The sequence below is a fragment of the Moorella humiferrea genome, from assembly GCF_039233145.1.
In the GTDB taxonomy this organism is placed as follows: domain Bacteria; phylum Bacillota; class DSM-521; order Neomoorellales; family Neomoorellaceae; genus Neomoorella; species Neomoorella humiferrea.
The window spans coordinates 1,296,627-1,317,535 of the sequence record NZ_CP136419.1; the positions used below are offsets into that span (position 1 = coordinate 1,296,627).

General features: G+C 53.8%; 22 protein-coding genes and 1 tRNA gene. 6 read left to right on the forward strand and 17 right to left on the reverse strand.

Annotation, left to right across the window (positions count from 1 at the left end):
- Positions 1-16: 16 nt before the first annotated feature.
- From MHFGQ_RS06745 to MHFGQ_RS06755, 3 genes are read right to left on the reverse strand one after another with little or no spacing between them, the layout of a single operon-like run.
- Positions 17-775, reverse strand: coding sequence for an arginase family protein (locus tag MHFGQ_RS06745; RefSeq protein ID WP_106005698.1), 759 nt, complete (start codon positions 773-775; stop codon positions 17-19).
- Between the two features lie 38 nt (positions 776-813).
- Positions 814-1,269 (reverse strand): QueT transporter family protein, encoded by a 456-nt coding sequence (locus MHFGQ_RS06750; RefSeq protein WP_106005697.1) that lies wholly within the window; start codon positions 1,267-1,269, stop codon positions 814-816.
- Between the two features lie 24 nt (positions 1,270-1,293).
- Positions 1,294-2,502 carry a 6-phosphofructokinase gene (locus tag MHFGQ_RS06755; protein WP_106005696.1) on the reverse strand — a complete coding sequence of 403 codons (1,209 nt, stop codon included), beginning with the start codon at positions 2,500-2,502 and terminating at the stop codon, positions 1,294-1,296.
- A gap of 154 nt (positions 2,503-2,656) precedes the next feature.
- Between MHFGQ_RS06755 and MHFGQ_RS06760 the strand changes: the two genes are divergently transcribed.
- A complete protein-coding gene (locus tag MHFGQ_RS06760) occupies positions 2,657-2,794 on the forward strand; it encodes a hypothetical protein (protein WP_170066305.1) in 138 nt (45 codons plus the stop codon).
- A 39-nt stretch (positions 2,795-2,833) separates the two neighbouring features.
- Here the strand turns inward: MHFGQ_RS06760 and MHFGQ_RS06765 are convergent, their stop codons facing one another.
- The 6 genes from MHFGQ_RS06765 to MHFGQ_RS06790 form a co-directional block, all read right to left on the reverse strand.
- Positions 2,834-4,132 carry a radical SAM protein gene (locus MHFGQ_RS06765; protein WP_170066304.1) on the reverse strand — a complete coding sequence of 433 codons (1,299 nt, stop codon included), beginning with the start codon at positions 4,130-4,132 and terminating at the stop codon, positions 2,834-2,836.
- 78 nt (positions 4,133-4,210) lie between these two features.
- Positions 4,211-4,759 (reverse strand): chromate transporter, encoded by a 549-nt coding sequence (locus MHFGQ_RS06770; protein WP_106005695.1) that lies wholly within the window; start codon positions 4,757-4,759, stop codon positions 4,211-4,213.
- A gap of 172 nt (positions 4,760-4,931) precedes the next feature.
- Positions 4,932-5,019 (reverse strand) — tRNA-Leu (locus MHFGQ_RS06775).
- A gap of 55 nt (positions 5,020-5,074) precedes the next feature.
- Positions 5,075-7,021, reverse strand: a complete 1,947-nt coding sequence (locus MHFGQ_RS06780; protein WP_106005694.1) for a cell division protein FtsA — start codon at positions 7,019-7,021, stop codon at positions 5,075-5,077.
- Positions 7,022-7,167: 146 nt separating this feature from the next.
- Positions 7,168-7,398: a hypothetical protein gene (locus MHFGQ_RS06785; protein ID WP_106005693.1), complete on the reverse strand. Its 231-nt coding sequence runs from the start codon at positions 7,396-7,398 to the stop codon at positions 7,168-7,170.
- A gap of 19 nt (positions 7,399-7,417) precedes the next feature.
- Positions 7,418-7,708 carry a hypothetical protein gene (locus tag MHFGQ_RS06790; RefSeq protein ID WP_211292910.1) on the reverse strand — a complete coding sequence of 97 codons (291 nt, stop codon included), beginning with the start codon at positions 7,706-7,708 and terminating at the stop codon, positions 7,418-7,420.
- 142 nt (positions 7,709-7,850) lie between these two features.
- On the opposite strand from MHFGQ_RS06790, the gene MHFGQ_RS06795 reads away from it, so the two are divergent.
- From MHFGQ_RS06795 to MHFGQ_RS06815, 5 genes are all read left to right on the forward strand, one after another.
- Positions 7,851-8,573 carry an AzlC family ABC transporter permease gene (locus tag MHFGQ_RS06795; protein ID WP_106005692.1) on the forward strand — a complete coding sequence of 241 codons (723 nt, stop codon included), beginning with the start codon at positions 7,851-7,853 and terminating at the stop codon, positions 8,571-8,573.
- Positions 8,555-8,866 carry an AzlD domain-containing protein gene (locus MHFGQ_RS06800; protein ID WP_106005691.1) on the forward strand — a complete coding sequence of 104 codons (312 nt, stop codon included), beginning with the start codon at positions 8,555-8,557 and terminating at the stop codon, positions 8,864-8,866. The genes MHFGQ_RS06795 and MHFGQ_RS06800 overlap by 19 nt, the downstream gene beginning before the upstream one ends.
- 16 nt (positions 8,867-8,882) lie before the next feature.
- Positions 8,883-10,871 carry a molybdopterin oxidoreductase family protein gene (locus tag MHFGQ_RS06805; RefSeq protein ID WP_106005690.1) on the forward strand — a complete coding sequence of 663 codons (1,989 nt, stop codon included), beginning with the start codon at positions 8,883-8,885 and terminating at the stop codon, positions 10,869-10,871.
- Between the two features lie 120 nt (positions 10,872-10,991).
- Complete coding sequence (locus MHFGQ_RS06810; protein WP_106005689.1) at positions 10,992-11,405, forward strand: c-type cytochrome; 414 nt, start codon at positions 10,992-10,994, stop codon at positions 11,403-11,405.
- 3 nt (positions 11,406-11,408) lie between these two features.
- On the forward strand, positions 11,409-12,824 hold the full coding sequence (locus MHFGQ_RS06815) for a cbb3-type cytochrome c oxidase subunit I (protein WP_106005688.1): 1,416 nt from the start codon (positions 11,409-11,411) through the stop codon (positions 12,822-12,824).
- 175 nt (positions 12,825-12,999) lie between these two features.
- Here the strand turns inward: MHFGQ_RS06815 and hemL are convergent, their stop codons facing one another.
- Genes hemL through hemC form a run of 8 tightly spaced genes read right to left on the reverse strand, consistent with a single transcriptional unit; the run spans position 13,000 to position 20,908 of the window.
- Positions 13,000-14,247 carry a glutamate-1-semialdehyde 2,1-aminomutase gene (hemL, locus tag MHFGQ_RS06820; protein ID WP_425463824.1) on the reverse strand — a complete coding sequence of 416 codons (1,248 nt, stop codon included), beginning with the start codon at positions 14,245-14,247 and terminating at the stop codon, positions 13,000-13,002.
- A gap of 50 nt (positions 14,248-14,297) precedes the next feature.
- Positions 14,298-14,819: a siroheme decarboxylase subunit beta gene (locus MHFGQ_RS06825; protein ID WP_106005686.1), complete on the reverse strand. Its 522-nt coding sequence runs from the start codon at positions 14,817-14,819 to the stop codon at positions 14,298-14,300.
- A 2-nt stretch (positions 14,820-14,821) separates the two neighbouring features.
- Positions 14,822-15,280, reverse strand: coding sequence for a siroheme decarboxylase subunit alpha (locus MHFGQ_RS06830; RefSeq protein WP_106005685.1), 459 nt, complete (start codon positions 15,278-15,280; stop codon positions 14,822-14,824).
- A complete protein-coding gene (nirJ2, locus tag MHFGQ_RS06835) occupies positions 15,267-16,274 on the reverse strand; it encodes a putative heme d1 biosynthesis radical SAM protein NirJ2 (protein WP_106005684.1) in 1,008 nt (335 codons plus the stop codon). Before nirJ2 ends, MHFGQ_RS06830 begins: the two co-directional genes overlap by 14 nt.
- Positions 16,274-17,248: a porphobilinogen synthase gene (hemB, locus tag MHFGQ_RS06840; protein ID WP_106005683.1), complete on the reverse strand. Its 975-nt coding sequence runs from the start codon at positions 17,246-17,248 to the stop codon at positions 16,274-16,276. The genes nirJ2 and hemB overlap by 1 nt, the downstream gene beginning before the upstream one ends.
- 24 nt (positions 17,249-17,272) lie before the next feature.
- Positions 17,273-18,448: a radical SAM/SPASM domain-containing protein gene (locus MHFGQ_RS06845; RefSeq protein WP_170066303.1), complete on the reverse strand. Its 1,176-nt coding sequence runs from the start codon at positions 18,446-18,448 to the stop codon at positions 17,273-17,275.
- The gene (gene cobA, locus MHFGQ_RS06850) at positions 18,445-19,980 is read right to left on the reverse strand and encodes a uroporphyrinogen-III C-methyltransferase (RefSeq protein ID WP_106005700.1); all 1,536 of its coding nucleotides are present in this window, start codon (positions 19,978-19,980) and stop codon (positions 18,445-18,447) included. Before cobA ends, MHFGQ_RS06845 begins: the two co-directional genes overlap by 4 nt.
- Complete coding sequence (gene hemC / locus MHFGQ_RS06855) at positions 19,973-20,908, reverse strand: hydroxymethylbilane synthase (RefSeq protein ID WP_106005682.1); 936 nt, start codon at positions 20,906-20,908, stop codon at positions 19,973-19,975. The genes cobA and hemC overlap by 8 nt, the downstream gene beginning before the upstream one ends.
- Between the last annotated feature and the right edge of the window lies 1 nt (position 20,909).

The following is a 20,909-nucleotide window of genomic DNA, read 5'->3' on the forward strand; positions in this document are numbered from 1 at the left end:
GACAGGCAGCGACACTTTAAGACGCCTTTTCATAGGTAAAGGCCGGCATCAGTGTTTTAAGAATCATTGCATTGGCGCGGGAGTTTTTGCGGACGGCTTTCTGGGTTGATGGCAATAAAATACTCACGGGACTAAAATAAGGTTCACCACAGATGTCGGCACCTATTACATTTTTTTGTCGCACAATTTCCCTTAGCGCAGACAATAATTCTTGGAGTGTCAAGGCCCCCTGGTCCCAGTTAGTAATTACCTCCTCCGGGCTTAAAACATCTTTATCGATGCTTATATAAACGTTTGGCGGAACTTCTTTTAATGCGCGGACAAGGGTTGTATGATAGGCCTTAGGAAGAAAAATTAATTTAGTTAAATATTGAGGGGGGATTTTTTCCCCGGCAGGTAACGCACGAGGACCGATTAACAAGGCCTTTTTTAAAGCTGGCAACTCTATTGCCCGCCTGAGCCAGGAAGCGCAGGAAAGAGCGACGCCCCGGGGCAGCGGCTGCAGATCCGCATGGTTATCAAATAAAATTAACGCAAAAGGTGTCTTAACGTAAGAGGCAAGGAGATAAGAAACATAATGAAAATCACCGCTGCCTATCAAAGTAATGCCTATTTTTGTCTTTTTTAATCTGGCGGCGATCTCTCGCAGGGCATCCCGGCTGCAGTAAAGCCGCGTACCCGGTATGTCTCCCATTTCCACTACCTTATAAGGAAAGCGTCGTAGTTCTTCCTGACAGGTTAAAGTATTATCAAAATTAAGCAAGGTAATAACCATCGGTTATCACCCCTGCTTTTTAATTATCCCTCTGATGATTAATGCAAATTTAACTTACGCAATTGGTTTAACAAAGGAATACCGATTAGGAGGACGGCGATGGCTTCCCCGATGGAAACGGCGGCTATGGAAATGAATAAGCCTACATGCAACAGGTAAGAAAGATAGCCGCCAACTATAAGACCGTTTAAAACAACAGGTGATAGGTAGGCAAGTTTGCTCCGGCGCCAGATATAGGTCAACCATGCTGCCGCCAGGGTGGTCAAGCTGCCCAGGATGATGTCGATGGGGCCGAGACCGCCGTAAATATTGCTAATCAAGCATCCAAGGAAAAGCCCGGGAATGGCTTCCGGATAAAGAATCGGTAAAAGGGTCAATGCCTCGGCTACCCGTACCTGAAGATATCCAAAGCTAATGGGTTTAAGGATAATAGTAATTACGGCATATAAGGCGGCGATAACGGCACCTCTCGCAATCCTCCTGGCGGTGGACACTTACCTACTCCCTTTCTTCTTTAATTATACAATATCCACATAGGCAGGCAAGCCGTTGTGATATGGTATGGCAACTTCTCCCTGAATTAAAGGACGGGCGTAGTTAATGAAGGCTTGTGTAACATCGTTTCCTGCCTCGTTTATCCAGCTTCGGGGCATCTTTTTTTCACGGTTGGCCACCTCATTAAGTGCCACCAGTTCATACGTACAGGAGTATTCTTCTGCCCCTTCCAGGCGCCTTATGGCGACCATGCAGCCGGTCCTGTCCTTTTGGGCTTCTTCAACGGCAACCCTGCCGACGTGATAGGCTTCTTCGGCGTCGGTACGGGAGGCCAAGTGCATGGCGCTGCGCTGGCAGGTGGCCGGGAGAACGAAACGTCCCTTAAGGCTCAATTCACTTTCGATTAGATTGACAAGATACTGTCCCACGCCTCCCAGGCGTTGGTGCCCGAAGACGTCGACGGTAGTGGTATCGTTAAATATATAGTTTCCATTTTTATCTACCAGGCCCTCGGAAACAACCACCAGCACCGTTCCATACCGCCGATAGGCTTCTTCTACATCGTTAAGGAAATTAGCTGTATCAAAGGGCACTTCCGGTAAATAAATCAGATGGGGGACATCTTCCTGGCGACGGCGGGCAAGGGCCGCTGCCGCAGCCAGCCAGCCGGCATTGCGCCCCATTGCTTCCACAATAACCACCTTAGTAGAGGTAACAATGCATTTAAGATCAATTCCCATCTCCATGACAATGGTGGCCAAATATTTGGCCGCACTGCCGTATCCGGGTGTATGATCGGTCAAGGGAAGGTCATTGTCAATGGTTTTGGGGATGCCTATGACCCGAAGATCATAGCCTTCTTCCAGGGCCAATTTGTTTACCTTATAAGCAGTGTCCATGGAATCATTGCCGCCGATGTAAAAAAAATAGCGGATATTGTATTTACGAAATACATTCAGGAGCTTCTCAAAGTCTTCTTGCTTTTTTAACTGGTAACGGCAGGAGCCAAGGGCCGCCCCGGGAGTAAATTTTAGCCCTTTAATGGTAGAAGGGCTTTGTCGACGCAGATCAATGAAATTCTCGGCTAAAATACCCATAATGCCGTTGCGGGCGCCGTATATTTCTCCGATAGCTTCACTCCGATACGCTGCTTCGACGGCTCCAAGAAGGCTGTTATTAATTACGGCCGTAGGCCCGCCGGATTGGGCTATGACACAGTTCCCTTTTAACAAAGGGATTTTCCTCCTCTCCCAGGTAAAAATTATTTAAAGCTGCCCACACTTTATATATTATAATGCCGTTCTACCGATCTGACTATAGGCAGTAGCAACATAGACGCCTAACGAATAAGCTAAATTAGACCAAAGGCTTTTGGAGGTGAAACTGATGGTTGAAGAAGGCGGCAATGTTTTTGGCCCGAAAAAAAGCCCGCAAGAAAGTAATCTCGGTTTTAACTTTCCCGGTGGAAATGTGGCTTTTATCTTGTTCCTAATTTTAATTCTTCTAGTTTTCGGCGACAATTAATCAACACAAGTTAAAGCGCCCCTTCGAGGGGCATTTTTGTTAAATATTAGGATCCAAAGTTTCCACTGGTACACCGGCGACCGTTTCCAGGACGCTATAATGTCGGCCTGTTAAATCATTACCAAAGAAATCAAAGGATATGCCTGGAAGGATAATTAAATCTAACGGTCTAAAATTTACAGCAGACCACTGCCGCCAAGCGGCAATATAGTCTTCCGTGGTAAGCAAACCGGCGCAGGCTATATTCCCGCCAAAGAAAATGTTTTTTACCTTTACTATTTCCCATTCTCCAGGCAGTAAAGATATTCCTCCCTTAACAGCTTCATAGGCAAGCTCAGAAGTCATAACGAGGATGTGCCCGGCACGGTGACGTCGCTGCTTTTCATTTAATATATCAAGAACATCGGGATCGAGATCCCAGGTAAAGGTAAGGCCGCTGCCGTCCTTTGGTACCTTTAAATTAAGGGCGATAGCCATCTGGCCCTGCTTTTTAAATACCACTATCCGGCGGTTTCCTTCCCGGGATACCATACGGTGGGCTTCTACCCGTGAACGGGGTTGTCGGCCATCAACTTCTAAGATAACGTCGCCCCTTTTAAGGCCAGCCCGGTGGGCAGGTGAAGCCGGTATCACGCCCTCCACAACCGGAGACAGGTCTTTGGGTTCAGGGGGTTCCAGGAGCAGGGGTACTTCCGTTTGTCCTCGCAGGTACTCAAGTTCCCTTTCCATTTGCTCCCGGAAATACGGGGGTACTTGCATTTCCGGCTGAGTCAATCGGGTGTAGCCTGGTAGAAAAATGCGGATGGTTCTGGCTCCGGAACGGGCAAGATATAATATCGTCTTTCGGAAATCTTGCCAGCCTGTGATCCACGGCATGGCCACCAGGCTCCCATGGTAAGGAATGCCGGCCTCCCTTAAAACTAAAGGAGCGGCTATCGCCGTTATTGCTTCTTTATCCCCCATGAGTTTGCGACGACCTATCGGGCTTGCGCTGTTAAGAGAAAGATTAATTTCTAACGGGCCCAATTGGGCCATAACCCCGGCTACTTTTGCCGTCAAAAACGTTCCGTTGGTTGTAATCTCCAGAGGGGTCGAAGGGAAACGTCGACGCACCCTGGTCAGGATTTCCAGAAACTCTGGATGGGTCATGGGTTCTCCTTCAATAAGACGGGTGGCCGACTCGCCGATGACAATTTTCCGTTCACCATCAAGGAAGTCTAAAAGGGTGTCAACCTCGTCAAGTTTTAGTGGCGGTAGAAACCATGTTTCTACCCCGGGTGGATTCTGCCGGTGGCTGCAGAAAAGACATCGCAAATTACACCGGGAGGTCAAAGGCAAAATATTATACCTCGAACTTGTCAGAACCGCCAACTGGATAACATTAATAGGCATTATTTGCAGATAAAGAACGCTCCTTTAGCGCAAGAAAATTCCTCCCAGAACCAGGGAAGCTATTACCCCAAGGAGGGGACTTAAATTAAGGTAATAAACTATTATAAAATATACCGCCGCAATGGCGAAGGGCAACCAACTTAAAGGACCGGTCTCTTTAGGCACGAAGGCGTATTTAGCAAATTCCATGGCTAGCATGGCCAGCATGACGAAAACCACGGGGCGGATACCGGCAATCATTCCTTTAATAGTTGGGCTGTCTTTAAATTTATCTAGGAAGGCGAAGAATATCACCATGATAATAAATACCGGAAAGGTTACCGCTACCAGGGAAACTAAAGCGCCTAACCATCCTGCCACCTTATAACCGATATACATCGTTAATTTGGTGGCAATCGGGCCTGGAAGGGCGTTGCCGAAAGCCAGAGCCTGGCCGAATTCTTCCGGGGTCACCCAGTGATAGACATTTACCGCCTCATGTTCATAGAGGGGAACGATCGCCGGTCCTCCGCCGTAGCCGAGGAGTGTGGCCCGGCCGAAACCGATAAAAAGATCCAGCAACGTTTTCAGCATATATACTCCCTTCTTCGGACTAATCTTGTCGATTTGGATCGAAATAAATACATTTATATTTCTACTCGCTTTACAAATCTCCTTTTTATTTTTTGGTTTTATCTAAATACCAAACTTTACCCCCAATAAAAAATGAGGTTCTTGTAATAATCTTACAAGAACCTCATTTTTTTGGTGCGGCAGAAGGGATTTGAACCCCCACCCTGTAGACCAGGACTAGAACCTGAATCTAGCGCGTCTGCCAATTCCGCCACTGCCGCACGTTTTCGCTCCTCTTCGGAGCAAGTTTAATTATAGCAGCCTGCCGACTACCTGTCAAGGGTCCCAACGTAAAGTAACCTGATCTCCTGCGGCCAGAGGAGTTGTAAATTCAGCCGGACGGCCGTTAACCTCCATAACGAGTCTTTTCCGGCCCGGTGGCGGTGTTGAGGGGAAATCCAGGTAGTTAAAAATATCGGCAAATAACACATCGTCTGCCTGGACTTTGAGGGTGAGCGGGCGGCCGTTTAAGATGATAGTTATAACCTGACCGGCAGCCTCTACCCCTGTGACCAGGTTGTCGCCATCTTTGATGGGAGCTTCGGGCCGGACCGGCTGGCCGTTTAAAAGAATAGTACCTTCCAGGGGCTCCCCCAATCTGGTCAGCACATGGGCCACCGTATCTAAGGGTTCATAGGTTATGCGGGCTTTATCTTCCAGGGGAGTATTGTAATCCACCTGGTTGTCGTTCATTATAATTAGAGGTTCCAGGGTGACCTGGCGCCCGTTAAATGTTATGGTTATGGGAGCAAGTTCCGGCACCAGGTCGCCTACAGTTCCGCAGGCGTCGGCACCATCCCGGCCCGGGATCACCTGGATTTCATCTCCGGGTCTTACGGTAGCATCCAGGGTGGCAGGAGAATTATTTATCAGGACGGTTCCCGGCTGCCCGGGTTGACCCCGGAGAAAGGTTAGACGCCCGTTGACCTCCACACCTAGGCCTTTGCCCGGCCGGCCATAAAGGGTTCGTGCCGGGATGCCGGCCGCCAGCAGGGCCTGGGTCACAGTCACCTGCTGCCCGGCCAGGAAATGTACCGGCCGGCCGTTGACAATAACCCGGGCCAGTCCCAGGCCTTCCTGCTTTAAAGCTGTAATGGCAATTCCAATGGGGGTAATGGCCTGGGGGCCCTGCAAATTTTTCGCCCCGCTGATGCCATTTAAAACTTCCCGGCCGCGCACGGCCACCCTGTCCGGCGGTATCTCCAGCTGGCCGGCCAGGGCCTCAGGGAGTCCCGGCGTGAGGCTACCGCCCCCTACCAGCAAGACGGCCTGGGGGGCGCGGCCGTTGAGCAGGATAATCTGGTTGGCAATCTGCCGGGCCAGCTCGACTACCGCCGGTTTAATAACTTCTACAATGGCAGTTGCCGGCAGGGTGCGTTTTTGCCCGACAATATCGGTAAACGTTATACTGTCATTTTTTAATAACTGGCGCTTGACTGCTTCAGCTGTATGAAAGTCCAAAAGGAGGGCCTCTGCCAGGGCTTCGGTGATTTCATCCCCGGCTGAGGGTACCATAGCATAACCTGTAATGGTACCCTGGCCGGTAATGGCTATGTCGGAAGTGCCGGCGCCGATATCTACCAGGACCAGGTTTAATCCCCGCATGGCTGCCGGCACGGCTACGGCGCTGGCGGCAATGGGTTCCAGGGTAAGGGAAGCCATAGAGAGGCCAGCCCTTTGCAGGGAGGCTACCAGGGAATCCACCACTACCCTGGGCAAAAAAGTAGCTATAACTTCCGTGGCGATGCGCCGCCCTCGCTGGCCAACTAGGTTGCCGATGGGATGGCCGTCGAGACTGTAACCCACCACACTGTAACCGACACAATGGTAAGCCGCCTGGTTTTCGCCCGCCGTCAGGAGACGTTTTTCGGCTTCCTGGATGGCTGCGGCCTCCAATGCCAGCACATCCTGGCTGCTGATTTCCGTTGCCGGCGATATTTCTTCCCCGGCGGTGGCCCGCTCGGTTTTTAGAGCCCGGCCGGCAGCGGCTACCGCAGCTTCTTTTAAAGGCATACGTAACTTTTTTTCCAGTTGCTCTTTCACCGCCTGGATGGCCAGGGCTACCTGGGGAATATCATGGATCTGGCCGTCCAGCATGGCGCGCTGCTGGTGTTCAACTATTGCTGCCGCCCGGATGTGGTAACCCTTTTTCCCGGGAACCAGCACCAGGCCCGCGACTTTACGGGTCCCCACGTCCAGGGCAAAAACCGGACTTTCAGCCATGGCAGCACCTCCTCCCCAAAAATTCGCCCTGTCCGGATAAAATCCTCCTTTTCACCGGCAAAAGTCGCCTTTTCCTGTCGCAATCAGCCATGCCCGGAAAAAGCAAAAATTTACCCGGATGTTTAAACCCGGGTCACTGTCACTCTCTATTTATTTCCTTCCTCGGCAAAGCCGCTATAGGGGTCAGGATAGCCTGGCGTACCGCCGTACACCTGTAGTATCTTTCTGATATCATCCATTTCTTTCTTTTCTCGCTCCAGCATACTGTTAATTATTTGCTTGACTCCGTCCGGAGCTGTGGCGGCTATTTCCGGCCAGAGGCTAAACTCTTCCTCATCAAGGCGCAGGACCTGGCGCAGTTTATCCAGCCAGTGCATAGTTCCTTCTCCTTTCCGATTACTTTTTTTCCTCAGGTTTTTCATTGTAAGGGACAGGGTCATCGTAGTAAGGCGGCCGGGGCGGTTTATAGGGTGGCGGGTAAGGTGGTTGATAGGGCGGTTCGTAGGCCATGACATGGGCCAGGTGATGGTTCCAGAACATGGCTTCCTCTACTTCACCAAGGATGTGATTTAACAGGGTATGCCGGATACCAAAGGAAGGCGCCGCCGCTGCTGCTTCAGCCATGAGCCTGATTTCTTCCAGGTCGATTTCCAGGGCTCTTCTGGTTTTATGATGAGAACCGTTCATTGATATTACTCCTTCCATAAAAGGAATTTCCTGTAATAGATTATGACGGCTATTACCGGGATGTTATTGGTGACAGCAGGTTTTTTCTCATTGCGCTAGCGGGAGAAGTATTATAAAATCATTGCCGAGAGGAGATTTGTCGATGCAACCTCAGGATGAAATTGTGCCCCGCAATGTGACGGTTGCCCCCCTTATGTGGCAGGGTGTCCGGGCGGCCATGCCCATCGTCCTCGGCTATTTACCCCTGGGCTTTGCCTACGGTGTCCTCGCACGGGAAGCAGGCTTTAACCTCTGGGAAACAGTACTCATGTCGGTGCTGCTCTATGCCGGCTCCGGTCAGTTTATTGCCGTGAGCATGTTTAGTAGCGGCATGGCAGCGGCCGCCATTATTTTCACCGTTTTCCTGGTAAACTTACGCCACCTGCTTTTCAGCGCCTCCCTGGTACCTCATTTGCGGCGTTTTCGGCCGGGAGCCCTGGCCCTGCTGGCAGCGGAAATCACCGATGAGACCTTTGCCGTGGCCATCAATCACTACAGCGACCACGAGGCCAGTCTTCCCTATCATTTCAGCCTCAACCTGGCGGCCCATTTTTCCTGGGTGCTAGCCTCGCTGTTGGGCGGGCTGGCTGGTAATTTGATGGGGGACCCGGCCCGCTTCGGCTTCAATTTTGCCCTGCCGGCCATGTTCATCATCCTGCTTGTCATGCAGTTAAAGGATAAAAAGACCCTCATAGTTGCTGCCCTGGCGGCCTTATTTTCGGTAGTTTTTGCCCTCCTCTGGCCCGGCAGCTGGAATATCATCCTGGCAACGGTTATAGCCGCCACTCTAGGAGTGTTTTTAGAGCCATGGACAAGCAAATTTTAATTATTATCCTCGGTACCGCCGTGGTAACCTATTTGCCCCGGATGCTTCCCCTGGTAGTCTTAAGCCGGGTCCGGTTACCGGAGGTTTTTTTACGCTGGTTGAGCTATGTTCCGGCGGCGGTCCTGGCTGCCCTGCTGGCGCCGGGACTGCTGTTACCCGATGGCAAGTTGTCGTTAGCTGCCAACCCCTACCTGCTGGCGGCCATCCCCACGGGGTTCGTAGCCCTGAAGACCCGCAGCATGGCTCTGACCATTTTGACCGGTATGGTAGCTATGGTCCTGATACAGCGCTGAAAGGAAGGCTTTACTTATGGCTACCTATCATTCCGTTTGTCCCCTCGACTGCCCCGATACTTGTGGCTTGCTCATTGAAGTAAATGACGGCCGGGTGACTAAAGTCAGCGGCGACCCGGAGCACCCTTACACGAGGGGATATACTTGCGCCAAAATGCGCCATTATCCAGAGCTAATTCACTCCCCGGAACGGGTCCTGACACCTTTAAAGCGGAGCGGCCCTAAGGGAAGCGGCCTTTTTACGCCCATTTCCTGGGCGGAAGCCCTGGAAACCATCGCCAGGCGCTGGCAGGAAATTATAGCTACCTATGGCGCCGAAGCCATTCTCCCTTATTCCTATGCCGGCGTCATGGGATTGCTCCAGCGCAATGCCGGCCATGCCTTTTTCCACCGTCTGGGAGCTTCCGAACTCCAGCGGACTATCTGCTCACCAGCCGCCGAGGCCGGCTGGCAGCAAGTTCTAGGCTACACCTGGGGTAGCGATCCGGAGACGGTTGTTAACGCGGACCTGGTAATCATTTGGGGCATGAATCCGGCCTCTACCAGCATCCATTTCCTCTCCTTGGTGCAGCAGGCCCGGCAGAAGGGCGCCCGGTTGATTGTTATCGATGCTTACCGTACCCGGACGGCTGCCGTGGCCGATGAGGTCATCCTGGTTCGACCGGGCAGCGATGCCGCCCTGGCTCTGGGCGTCATGCACGTGCTGGTGGCGGCAGGACTGGTCGATAGCGGCTATATATCCACCCACGTTTCCGGCTATGAGGAACTTCGCGCTAAAGTCCTGCCCGATTATCCTCCGGAAAAGGTGGCCGCCCTCACCGGTGTGCCGCCCGCAACGATTATCAACCTGGCCCGGGCCTACGGCCGGGCCAGGGCGCCCTTTATCCGCATCGGCTACGGCTTGTCCCGTCACCGCCAGGGCGGTATGGCCGTCCGGCTCATTGCCTCCCTGCCGGCCCTGGTGGGAGCCTATGGCAAGCCTGGGGGCGGTGCCCTGCAGAGTTCCGGCACCGGCAGCGCTGTCAAGCTGGATGTCCTGACCCGGCCGGACCTGCGGCAGCGGCCGGTGCGGGCGATAAATATGGTCCGGTTGGGCCGGGCTTTAACAGAGGCGCTGGAGCCACCGGTGATGAGCCTTTACGTCTATCACGGCAATCCAGCCACAGTGGCACCCGACCAGAACCGCGTGCTGGCGGGTTTAAGGCGGGAGGATCTCTTTACCGTGGTCCACGAGCGCTTCCTGACGGATACGGCCCTCTACGCCGACATCATCCTGCCGGCGACCTTTTTTATAGAACAGGAAGATCTCTACCGCAGCTACGGCCACTATTACCTCCAGCGCAGCCCGGCGATACTACCACCCCCGGGACAGGCGAAGAGCAACTGGCAGACCTTTTGCCTCTTGGCCCAAGCCCTGGGTTTTAGCGAAGATATTTTCCGGCATTCCGAGAGGGAAATGGTCGAGCTTTTAATCCAGGAGATTCCCCTGGAGCAGGGAGACAGGAAAGCCCTGGCCGCCGGCAGGGCTGTAAAATTAAAACCGCCCCAGGGATTTGTCACCCTTTCCGGGAAAATCGAACTTATGGCTGCCGGGGCCAAACTACCCGGATACGAGCCGCCGGGCGATCATGAGCTGAACAGACTTTATCCTTTCCATCTCCTCACGGCCCCGGCTCATTTTGCCCTCAACTCCAATTTCGGACAGTTATCTTCCCTGCGGGAACGGGAAGGGGGCCCTCAGATCCTCGTCAACCCCGATGACTGCCGTAAAAAGGGCCTGGTGGATGGCACCCTGGCTGAGGTTTACAACCAGCGCGGCTCCTGCCTCCTCAAAGTGCGGGCCAGCAGCGACGTTCCTCCGGGTGTCGCCGTGGCTCCCGGAGTCTGGTGGTGCCGGCATTCCCCCGGCGGACGCGACATTAACAGCGTTATTGGCGACGATTTAACCGACCTGGGTGGAGGCAGCACCTTTTACGACCACCGGGTTGATATCCGGCCGTTATAAATTATCAACCCCGCGTAAAACAAAGCCCGGTTTATTTTCAGCCGGGCTTTTTATATTTACCCTTCCCGGCAATTTTAATAACCCGCAGGGAATAATAAGCCCGGGGAGGCATTGAGCTATATGCGGGTAGCTCGGCTTTACCTGGCAGCCATAATGGTATTCCTGGCGATTTTTACGGCAGCCATCTATTTTTCCATCCGCCCGGTCCTTGAAGAAACCTGGCCCCAGGAAGCCATTGCCGGGAAGAAAATATGGCAGGAGAATGGTTGCGTTGAATGTCACGCCCTCCTGGGTAACGGGGGTTATGCCGGCGCCGACCTGACCAGGATTACCGCTACTACCGGTCGCGAAGAATTGGTAACCTTCCTGACCCAGCCGCCGGTTATGCGCCCGGCCAGACGGCAGCGTCACCCGGCCCTGGCCCGGGAGGAAGCAGAAAGGTTACTCGACTACCTGGAGCAGGTTAGTAAAATTGACACCCGTGGCTGGCCGCCCCCTCCCTTTACCCGCATTAATCCTGCCCAAGGGGAGTAGACTTTGCTGGTACTCCTTAAAATGATAAAAAAATTATTTTTTCCTCGCCGGCGTCAGGAAAAAACACCCGTACAAGACAGCCCTTCCCAAAAAGCTGCATATACCTATGCCCTGGCCACCTTTCTTTTTCTGGGCTTGCAGGGTATTCTGGCTACCGCCGGGTCCCTGCACCTTATCTTTCCTGATTTACCGGCCCCCCTTAACTTTGCCAGCGGGCGAGCCATGCACCTCAACTTAAGCATTTTCTGGCCTCTTCTGGGCACCATGGGCGGGGTTTATTACTTCCTCGTCGAGGCAACAGACCGGGAGCTTTTCAGTATCAGGCTGGCCCGATGGGGCTTCTGGTATCTCCTTGGCACCGGCATGGCCACCCTGGGTTTCCTGGCCTTTGGTAAGACTGACGGGAGGGAGTACCTGGAGGCTCCTTACTTTTTAAAAATCGCCCTTTTAACTGGCTTGCTGGCCTTTACCTTCAACCTGCTGGCTACGGCCATCAAGAACCGCCTCCTGGTCCAGCCGGAGGTAGTAGTTATTTTAAGTGGTGCCCTCCTTGCTCCTTTGCTCTACCTGCCGACTATATTCTTTGTCACCCACCCCACCGTTGATGACGTTTTGCGTTTCCTGGTCATACATCTATGGGAAGAAGGGAGCCTGGAGCTGCTAGCCACGACCATCGGTGCCGCCCTCCTGGCTTCCCTCAAAGTTGCCGGCAGGCAAAAAGTAAAGCGCCTGCTCCTCTGGGAAGCAGGGCTGGTCCTTACTTCCGGTTTTATAGCTACCGGGCATCATTACTACTGGATCGGCACTCCGGATTTCTGGAAAGTAATTGGCAGTGTTGCCAGCGGCCTGCAGGTAGTGCCCGTAGTGCTCCTAGCTTTGACAGCCTGGCAGACTACGGCTAACCGTCCCCGTAACTTCACCCCCAACCTGGCCCTTTATTTCTTTTATGCCAGCGTATTCTGGAATGTAGTTGGAGCCGGACTTTTGGGTTTCCTCCTGGCCATCCCGCCCTTGAACCGCTACGCCCATGGCACTTACTTTACCTCGGCCCATGCCCACATGGCCCTCTTTGGCTTTTTCGGCTTCCTGGTACTGGCCAGCAGCTACTATATCCTGACCCGCCGGCGCAGGCTAAGCCCTACCCATGTCAAGCGTATCAAATTAAGCCTTGTCCTGCTCAATTCAGGTCTGGCCCTGATGGCTGCCTGCCTGGTAATCGCCGGTTTTCTCCAAACCTACCTCTGGCGGGGGCTGGGTATGGATTTCACCCAGGTTCATCTCTTACTGCTCCCTTACCTTTTACTCCGGACCGGTGGGGGAGCCATCTTTGCTGCCGGCGGTTTTTTACTGGCCTGGGAGATGGTTTCCCTGATGCTTAAGCCTTGGATGGCTTTACTAAAGCCGGGGAAAGAGCCTTGAAAAAACCGGCAGGGCCTTGAACGTCGTTGCCCAAGGCCCTGCTGGCTCAAGGAGGTCTTTGAAGAAGTGAGTGTGTATTCCTATTATAACCTTCCAGGCTAATATTATACATGGTTGCCAAAAATTTATGGGATGTTCGGCTCACCATGGCAATTTAAGGCTTTGTAAATCCTGATTACTTGGCCGCGATCTCCCGAAAGGCTTCCCGGGCGGCTTCTATGGTCCGGTCAATATCGGCTTCCGTGTGGGCCAGGGACATGAAGGCGGCTTCAAACTGGGACGGCGCCAGGTATATGCCCCGGCGCAACATGGCCTGGAAGTAGGCGGCAAAGGTCTTTGTGTCGCTGGCCGTGGCCGTAGTATAATCGGTTACCGGGCCGGGGGTAAAGAAGGCGGTGAACATGGCTCCCACCCGGTTAAAGGTAACGGGTACGCCGGCCTCACCGGCAGCTTCCTTGAGGCCCTTTTCCAGGCGGGCCGAGAGGCTTTCCAGGCGCTCATAGACCCCGGGTTCCTTGAGGACCTTCAAAGTTGCCAGGCCGGCGCTGACGGCCAGGGGGTTGCCGGACAGGGTCCCGGCCTGGTAGACCGGCCCCACTGGAGCTACCCTGGCCATAATCTCCCGCCGGCCACCGTATGCTCCTACCGGCAGGCCGCCGCCGATGATTTTACCCAGGCAGGTAAGGTCAGGCCGGACGCCAAAGCGGCTCTGGGCACCGCCGTAGGCTACCCGGAAACCGGTCATGACTTCATCAAAAATTAACAGGCTTCCATAGTGTTTTGTTATGGCCCGCAGGCCCTCCAGGAACCCCGGTTGCGGCGGGACACAGCCCATATTGCCGGCCACAGGTTCGACAATGACGGCGGCAATCTCTTCACCAGCCTGTTTAAAGACAGCCTCCACGGCATCCAGATTGTTATACGGGACAACGATGGTATTGGCGGCTGTGGCGGCGGGGACGCCGGGGCTGTCGGGGACGCCGAAGGTCAGGGCCCCGGAGCCGGCCTGGATCAAAAAGTAATCGGCATGGCCGTGGTAACAACCAGCAAATTTAACGACTTTCTCCCGGCCGGTATAACCGCGGGCCAGGCGGATGGCGCTCATGGTCGCCTCCGTACCCGAATTGACCAGGCGCACCATCTCGATGGAAGGAACGGCGGCGATGATTTCTCTGGCCAGTTCATTTTCCAGTTCGGTAGGAGCGCCAAAGCTGGTCCCTATATTATGTAAGGTGTTCTCCAGGGCGGCCATAACCTTCGGGTGGCGGTGTCCCAGGATGAGTGGTCCCCAGGAGGCCACATAGTCGATATACCGGTTACCGTCAATGTCATAGAGATAAGCTCCTTCGCCTCGCTGGATAAAGGGCGGCGTCAGCCCGACGGCTTTAAAGGCGCGGACGGGGCTGTTTACGCCGCCGGGCATAAGTTCGACAGCCTCGGCATATGCTGCCGCCGATTTCGGCCAGGCTGTAATCACCGTTTTTCCCCTCCTTGCCAACTTTCGTCCTCAAAGGTTCCTTGGATAAAATAACGCATACTTTCTTTTTTCAATTCGTCGGTGCTGAAAAGTAAACGATAATTGTTGCAGCCTATGGCCGCAGCCAGACGGGCCGCCAGCGTACGGCAGGCTTCCCGGGTACGGCAATGAACCACGGCATACAGGTTGTAGGGCCACTGGGGATGGGGTCGACGCTGGTAACAATGGGTTACTTCAGGAAAGGAAGCCAGTTTTTCTCCGGCCGCGGCCAATTTTTCCCGGGGCAGCTGCCAGACTATCATGGCATTAGCAGTAATTCCGGCTTCACGGTGGCGCAGGGCGGCGCCAAAACGACGAATGATGCCCTCCCTTTGCAGGCGTTGTATATGACCCAGAACTTCCTTCTCGCTGATGCCCAATTTTTGCGCCACAGGTAGGAAAGGACGGGAAACCAGAGGGATGTCTCCCTGCAGCATGCGTACCAGCTCTATTTCCAGAGGAGTTAAGGGACGCGACAATTTTAGGAACTCCCTTCATCCATATTAAATTTTACCCGAATTTTATACGATTTTTCCGCAGGAAGTTCCATTACCGCAAGGCCGGTTCTGGCTTCAATACTGGCCATTACTTCCTCTAGATATTTTCGGCTGGGCCCGATCAAGGTAAACCACATGTTGTAGGTATCTTCCCGCAGATAGTTGTGGGTTACACCGAGGAAGCCGTTAACTACAGCCGCCACTTCGTTCAGACGTTCGGCCGGGACCTGCATAGCACATAGGGTGCTGGTGTACCCTAACTGCCGCAGATCAAACACGGCGCCGATGCGGCGAATTATACCGCGTTTTTTAAGCCTTGTCAGGCGCTCTAGAACTTCCTTTTCCGTCAACCCCAGTCGGCGCCCGATTTCGGCATAAGGTTCTTCTGTTAAAGGGAAATCTTCCTGAATCATGTTTAGCAAACGACGGTCAAGACTGTCCAAAATGCATCCCCTTTCGCTCCTGATGGAGGCACCAGGGTTCCTCGGCCATATAGTCACCGTAGTAGTACCAGGCGCGGGCGCGGCAGCCGCCGCAAATTTTTTTATACCCGCAACGTCCACAGCTTCCGCCGTAGTTCTGGGTACGCAGGGTACGGAAAACCTCGCTTTCCTGCCAAATACGGCTAAAGGGTTTTTCCCTTACATTACCCACCGGGATGTTGAGGTAGGCGCAGGGCTGGACATCTCCCCTGGGACTGATAATACAATAGGCTATTCCCGCCAGACAGCCGCGGCTGTATCGCAGCGCGACTCCCGCTTCTTTGGCAATACGCATGAAGTGAGGAGCACAGGTTGGTTTTAACTCTATATTTACCTGACGTTGTTTCTCTAATATTCGTTTTAAAGTGTTCTCATAGGCTTCGGACCTCAAAGTTTCTTCTTCGATATTCGCTGCCCGGCCGGTAGGTACGAGGAAGAAAAAGTGATGGGCCCTGGCGCCTATTTCAACTGCCAGATCGGTTATCTTTTCCAGTTCGTCCTGATTCCAGTCAAACACGGTGGTATGCACCTGAAAGGGCAAACCTACCGTCAGGCAGGCCTGCATGCCGGCTACAGCCTGTTCCCACGCACCTTCCTTCCGTCGCAGTCGGTCGTGACGTACGGGTTCAAGGCTGTCCAGGGATATGCCTACGGCCAGGGCACCGGCTCTCTTTAATTCCCGGGCCAGCTCTGGGGTGAGGAGGGTGCCATTGCTTCCCACTACCGGCCTTAAACCTCGCTGGGAGGCGTAGGCGATTAACTCCAATAGATCGGGTCTTAAAAGGGGTTCGCCGCCGCTGAAGATCATAATCCGGAAGCCAGCTGCAAAAGCTTCATCGATTAAATTTTTTGCTTCGTCCGTTTTCAGTTCATCTTCCACCTTGGCACCGGCATCCCGGTAGCAGTGGTCACAGTAAAGGTTGCATTGGTTGGTAGTATTCCATGACAACAGCATCATTTTAGCCACCTTGCCACATCCAGGGCATAATAGGTAATAATAAGGTCGGCTCCGGCCCTTTTAATGGCCGTTAAGGTTTCCAGCACCGTTTTTTCTTCGTCCAGCCAGCCATTGGCGGCGGCAGCTTTGAGCATGGCGTATTCGCCGCTAACCTGATATGCCGCCAAAGGAGCATTGAAGGTATCTTTAACGCGGCGGATGATATCAAGGTAGGGAAGAGCAGGTTTAACCATTATGATATCGGCCCCTTCCTGGAGGTCCAGCTCGACTTCCCGCAGGGCCTCATCGCTGTTGGCCGGGTCCATCTGATAACTGCGGCGGTCGCCAAACTGGGGCGCCGAAGCGGCAGCTTCCCGGAAGGGCCCGTAAAAAGCAGAAGCGTATTTGGCTGCATAAGCCATGATGGGCGTATTAGTAAAACCTTCCTTATCCAGGAGCCTGCGTATGGCGCCCACCCGGCCGTCCATCATGTCCGAAGGAGCGACGATATCGGCACCGGCTTCTACATGGGATAATGCCGTTCTGGCGATGATGTCCAAAGTAGGATCGTTTAAGATCTGGCCATCGTCCACCAGGCCGCAGTGGCCGTGGCTGGTGTATTCACACAGGCAGACGTCGGTTATTACTAAAAGCTGCGGGTAGAATCTCTTTAAAGCTCGCACGGCTTCCTGTACAATGCCTTTGGGGTCATAAGCTCCGGAAGCAACTTCATCTTTTTCTGCCGGGATGCCGAAAAGAATGACGGCCGGAATGCCCGCAGCAACAACCCCTGCCGCTTCTTTAACCAAATTGTCGATGGAAAGCTGGTAAACGCCGGGCATGGAGGGCACCGGATTTTTTATACCCTTACCGTGGATTACGAAAAAGGGATATATAAGATCCCTTATATTTATTTCTGTTTCCCGGACCATGGCTCGCAGGATTTCATTTTGCCGCAGACGCCTTGGCCGGCGCACGGGAAAACCTGTCATTGGCGGCCCACCTCCGCAATTAATTTATTCAGCGGCGATTTCTGCATCAGTCAAATAACATGCCGGATCGGCTTCCCAGAAATCGCCGGTCAAACTCTCGGCCCTGGCACGGCAGTTGCCGTTACACAGATCCAGCCAGGCGCAGGTACGGCAACGTCCTTTAAGGAGGGGCTTGCGATTCCTTAAACCTCGTAATAATGGGTTATTCAAATCAGTCCAGATTTCTCCAAAGGGACGTTTCCGAACGTTACCCAGGGTGTGATTAAGGGTAAACTGATCGGGATGGACGTTGCCGGCCCAATCTACGGCGCCGATGGCGATCCCGCTGCGGTTACCGCCGTTAAGGCGCAACAATTCCAGAACTGCCGCCGCCCGTTCCGGATCGCGGCTGCGCAGGTGCAGGTAAAGATATATACCGTCGGCATGGTTGTCTACGGTTAAAATCTCCACTTCCCGTCCCTGTTCCTTCAGTCTTTTAGTTCCTTCTATGAGCATATCCATTGCCGCCCTGCTTTCGGCGTGGGTCAAATCTTCCTCGGCAAGTTCGCTGCCCCGGCCGCTATAAACCAGGTGATAGAAACAAGCCCGGGGAATTTTTTCTTCCCGGATAAGATAGAAGATTTCCTCCAACTGATCGATATTGTTGCGGCTCAAGGTAAACCGTAACCCCACCCGTTGGCCCACAGCCAAGCAATTACGGATGCCTTCCAGGGCAGCCGCAAAGGCTCCTTTTTGTCCCCGGAAGGCGTCATGTTTTTCTTCCGCCCCGTCCACACTGATGCCTACATAGCTTATGCCTATCCTTTTTAAATCACGGGCTGTACCGCGGTCAATAAGGGTACCGTTGGTAGAAAGGGTTACGCGCAGGCCTTTTTGTACGGCATCGTTCATTAAATCGAAAATATCCGGTCTTACCAGGGGTTCTCCTCCGGATAAGAGGAGTACAGGGACGTGGAAAGCCGCCAGTTGCTCAAGGAAATCCCGGGCCGTCCTGGTATCCATTTCTTCCTCACCCGCCGGGGAACCGGCGGTGGCATAACAGTGGCGGCACCTCAAATTGCAGGCGCGGGTACAGTTCCATACTACCACCGGACCGGCGCCCCGGCGTGCGCCGGCTGTGGCGCCGGAAACCTCCCTGCTGTAGCGCAAAGAATCGCCAAAGTAATCGTCATTGAAAAGAAGTTTTGTCAGGCTTATCACTTTGCTTCACCCGTTCCCCGGCTGATATAATATTCCAGCATGGTCCGGATCAAACCTTCTTCTGTATATTCTGCGGCCGTAGCCGTTACCTTTAAGCCCATCTCTATAGCTGTAGCCGCCGTTATGGGACCCAGGCAGAATATATCTACGTTCTTCATCAGATGCAGGCCTTTATCCCCGAGGGTTTCCAAAAACGAACGAACTGTAGAGGAGCTCGTAAAGGTAACGGCCGCTATTTTACCTTTTTCCAGCATTTCCCGTAAAATGTCGACATCATTTGTCGCTTTAACCGTCCGGTAAGCGGCAATTTCCACCACTTCCGCCCCTTGCCTGCGGAGATTTTCCGCTAGGAACGGCCGGGCGATATCGGCCCGCGGCAGGAGGACCCTGCGGCCTTTTAGTTGAGGACCGAGGCCGGCGGCGACGGCTTCCGCAACGTATTCCTGCGGCCGCCAGTCAGGATAAAGGCCCCGCTCTTCCAAAGCCCTGGAAGTGGCCGGACCGATGGCGGCAATCTTTAGATGGGCCAGAAGTCGCACGTCGAAACGCTTTTCCTGAAGACGTTGCCAAAAAAAGCGCACACCGTTGGCGCTGGTGAAAATCAACCAGTCAAAACCCTTAATTTCGGCAAGGGCGGCATCGAGGGCTTCCCAATCGGCAGGCGGCCGGATTTCAATTGCCGGAAAGAGAAGGACTTCGGCACCCAAAGCCGCCAATTCCTGGGCCATGGTTTCCGCCTGGTTCCGGGGTCTGGTGACGACCACCCGTCGTCCGAAAAGTGGTTTCCCTTCCAGCCAGGCAAGTTTTGAGCGCAGGGAAACCACCCGTCCCACCACGATGACGGCCGGATTGCTAAATCCGGCCTCCCGGGCCCTGGCTTCGATATCGCCCAGGGTGCCGGTAAGGGTTTCTTGCTCGGCCCTGGTTCCCCAGCGTATAAGGGCCACAGGCGTGGCAGGTTCACGGCCGCAGGCCAAAAGTCGGCCGACAATGGTGGGCAAATTGGCCATGCCCATGAGAAAGACCAGAGTATCAACGGCTCCCGCAAGGCCCTCCCAATTTATAGCACTATTCTCTTTTCCCGGATCCTCGTTGCCGGTAATAAAGGCCACGGAAGAGGCCAGGCCGCGATGGGTTACGGGAATGCCGGCATAGGCAGGTACGGCGACGGCCGCCGTAACGCCGGGAATTACTTCAAAGGGTATACCTGCGGCTTTAAGGGCCAGGGCCTCTTCCCCACCGCGCCCAAAAACAAAGGGGTCACCGCCCTTCAAGCGTACCACTTTTTTACCGCGACGGGCCAAATCCACCAGAAGTTTATTTATCTCTTCCTGATTAAGGGCATGGCGGTGCGGCGCTTTACCAACGTAAACTTTTTCAGCATCCCGGGAAGCATAATCAAGGAGGGCGGGATTAATCAGGCGATCATATACCACGACATCGGCCTGGGCCAGACAGTCACGCCCTTTGAGGGTTAATAGCCCGGGGTCCCCCGGTCCGGCACCGACGAGAAAAACCTTACCGTTAGGCATTGCCACCCTTCAATTTTACCTCCTCTAATATAGTCCCCGCACCCCGGTCCAACAGTTTGCGGGCCAGTTCCCTGCCGGCAGCCTCGGGAGCGCTAGTTGCTGCGGAAACGAAATCCCTTAAAACCCTTCTGCCGTCCAGGCTGGCCACCATCCCCTGGATAATCATGGCTTCTCCTTCTACTGTCGCCAGGGCGCCTATGGGAACCTGACATCCCCCTTCCAGGGAACGTAGAAAGGCCCTTTCCGCATATACGGCGGCAGCCGTTGGTGCATGATTGATGGCGGCCACAATCCGGGCCATTTCTTCATCATCGGCACGTATCTCGACGCCGATGGCCCCCTGCCCCACGGCCGGCAGACATATGCTGTAGGGCAGGGTTTCCCCGTGGATGCGATTGAGATTTAATCTTTTTAACCCCGCCGCCGCCAGAACGATGGCCGCTAAACCTTCCCTCTCCATTTTAGCAAGGCGGGTGGGAACGTTACCACGTATATCTACCAGTTCCAAATCGGGACGGAAATGGGCCAGCTGGGCTTTGCGCCTGAGGCTGCTTGTCCCCACCCGGGCCTTTATTGGTAAAGTGTTTAAAGTATATCCTGCAGGAGAAATCAAAACATCGGCCGGTTCTTCCCGCCGTCCCACAGCGCCAATTTTCAGGCCTTTCGGCAGGGAGGTCGGCATATCCTTCATACTATGGACAGCCATATCGATAACTCCGTCCATGAGGGCCACTTCTAGCTCTTTGGTAAAAAGGCCCTTGTCGCCGATACGCGCCAGGGCCACATCGAGGATTTTATCGCCCTTAGTCTTAAAGGTAATTAGACGAAAGGTGAGATCCGGCCAGGCCTTTGCAAGGGACTCTATGACCCAACGTGCCTGCCAGCGTGCCAGTTCGCTGTCCCTGGAGCCCACCTTTATCTCACGCATG

Excerpts from the sequence above, each read along its gene's own strand:
- MHFGQ_RS06745 (WP_106005698.1), bottom strand. The coding sequence starts at position 775 with ATGGTTATTACCTTGCTTAATTTTGATAATACTTTAACCTGTCAGGAA.
- MHFGQ_RS06760 (WP_170066305.1), top strand. The coding sequence starts at position 2,657 with ATGGTTGAAGAAGGCGGCAATGTTTTTGGCCCGAAAAAAAGCCCGCAA.
- MHFGQ_RS06770 (WP_106005695.1), bottom strand. The coding sequence starts at position 4,759 with ATGCTGAAAACGTTGCTGGATCTTTTTATCGGTTTCGGCCGGGCCACA.
- MHFGQ_RS06780 (WP_106005694.1), bottom strand. The coding sequence starts at position 7,021 with ATGGCTGAAAGTCCGGTTTTTGCCCTGGACGTGGGGACCCGTAAAGTC.
- MHFGQ_RS06785 (WP_106005693.1), bottom strand. The coding sequence starts at position 7,398 with ATGCACTGGCTGGATAAACTGCGCCAGGTCCTGCGCCTTGATGAGGAA.
- MHFGQ_RS06790 (WP_211292910.1), bottom strand. The coding sequence starts at position 7,708 with ATGAACGGTTCTCATCATAAAACCAGAAGAGCCCTGGAAATCGACCTG.
- MHFGQ_RS06795 (WP_106005692.1), top strand. The coding sequence starts at position 7,851 with ATGCAACCTCAGGATGAAATTGTGCCCCGCAATGTGACGGTTGCCCCC.
- MHFGQ_RS06800 (WP_106005691.1), top strand. The coding sequence starts at position 8,555 with ATGGACAAGCAAATTTTAATTATTATCCTCGGTACCGCCGTGGTAACC.
- MHFGQ_RS06805 (WP_106005690.1), top strand. The coding sequence starts at position 8,883 with ATGGCTACCTATCATTCCGTTTGTCCCCTCGACTGCCCCGATACTTGT.
- MHFGQ_RS06810 (WP_106005689.1), top strand. The coding sequence starts at position 10,992 with ATGCGGGTAGCTCGGCTTTACCTGGCAGCCATAATGGTATTCCTGGCG.
- hemL (WP_425463824.1), bottom strand. The coding sequence starts at position 14,247 with ATGCCCGGCGGCGTAAACAGCCCCGTCCGCGCCTTTAAAGCCGTCGGG.
- nirJ2 (WP_106005684.1), bottom strand. The coding sequence starts at position 16,274 with ATGCTGTTGTCATGGAATACTACCAACCAATGCAACCTTTACTGTGAC.
- hemB (WP_106005683.1), bottom strand. The coding sequence starts at position 17,248 with ATGACAGGTTTTCCCGTGCGCCGGCCAAGGCGTCTGCGGCAAAATGAA.
- cobA (WP_106005700.1), bottom strand. The coding sequence starts at position 19,980 with ATGCCTAACGGTAAGGTTTTTCTCGTCGGTGCCGGACCGGGGGACCCC.
- hemC (WP_106005682.1), bottom strand. The coding sequence starts at position 20,908 with ATGCGTGAGATAAAGGTGGGCTCCAGGGACAGCGAACTGGCACGCTGG.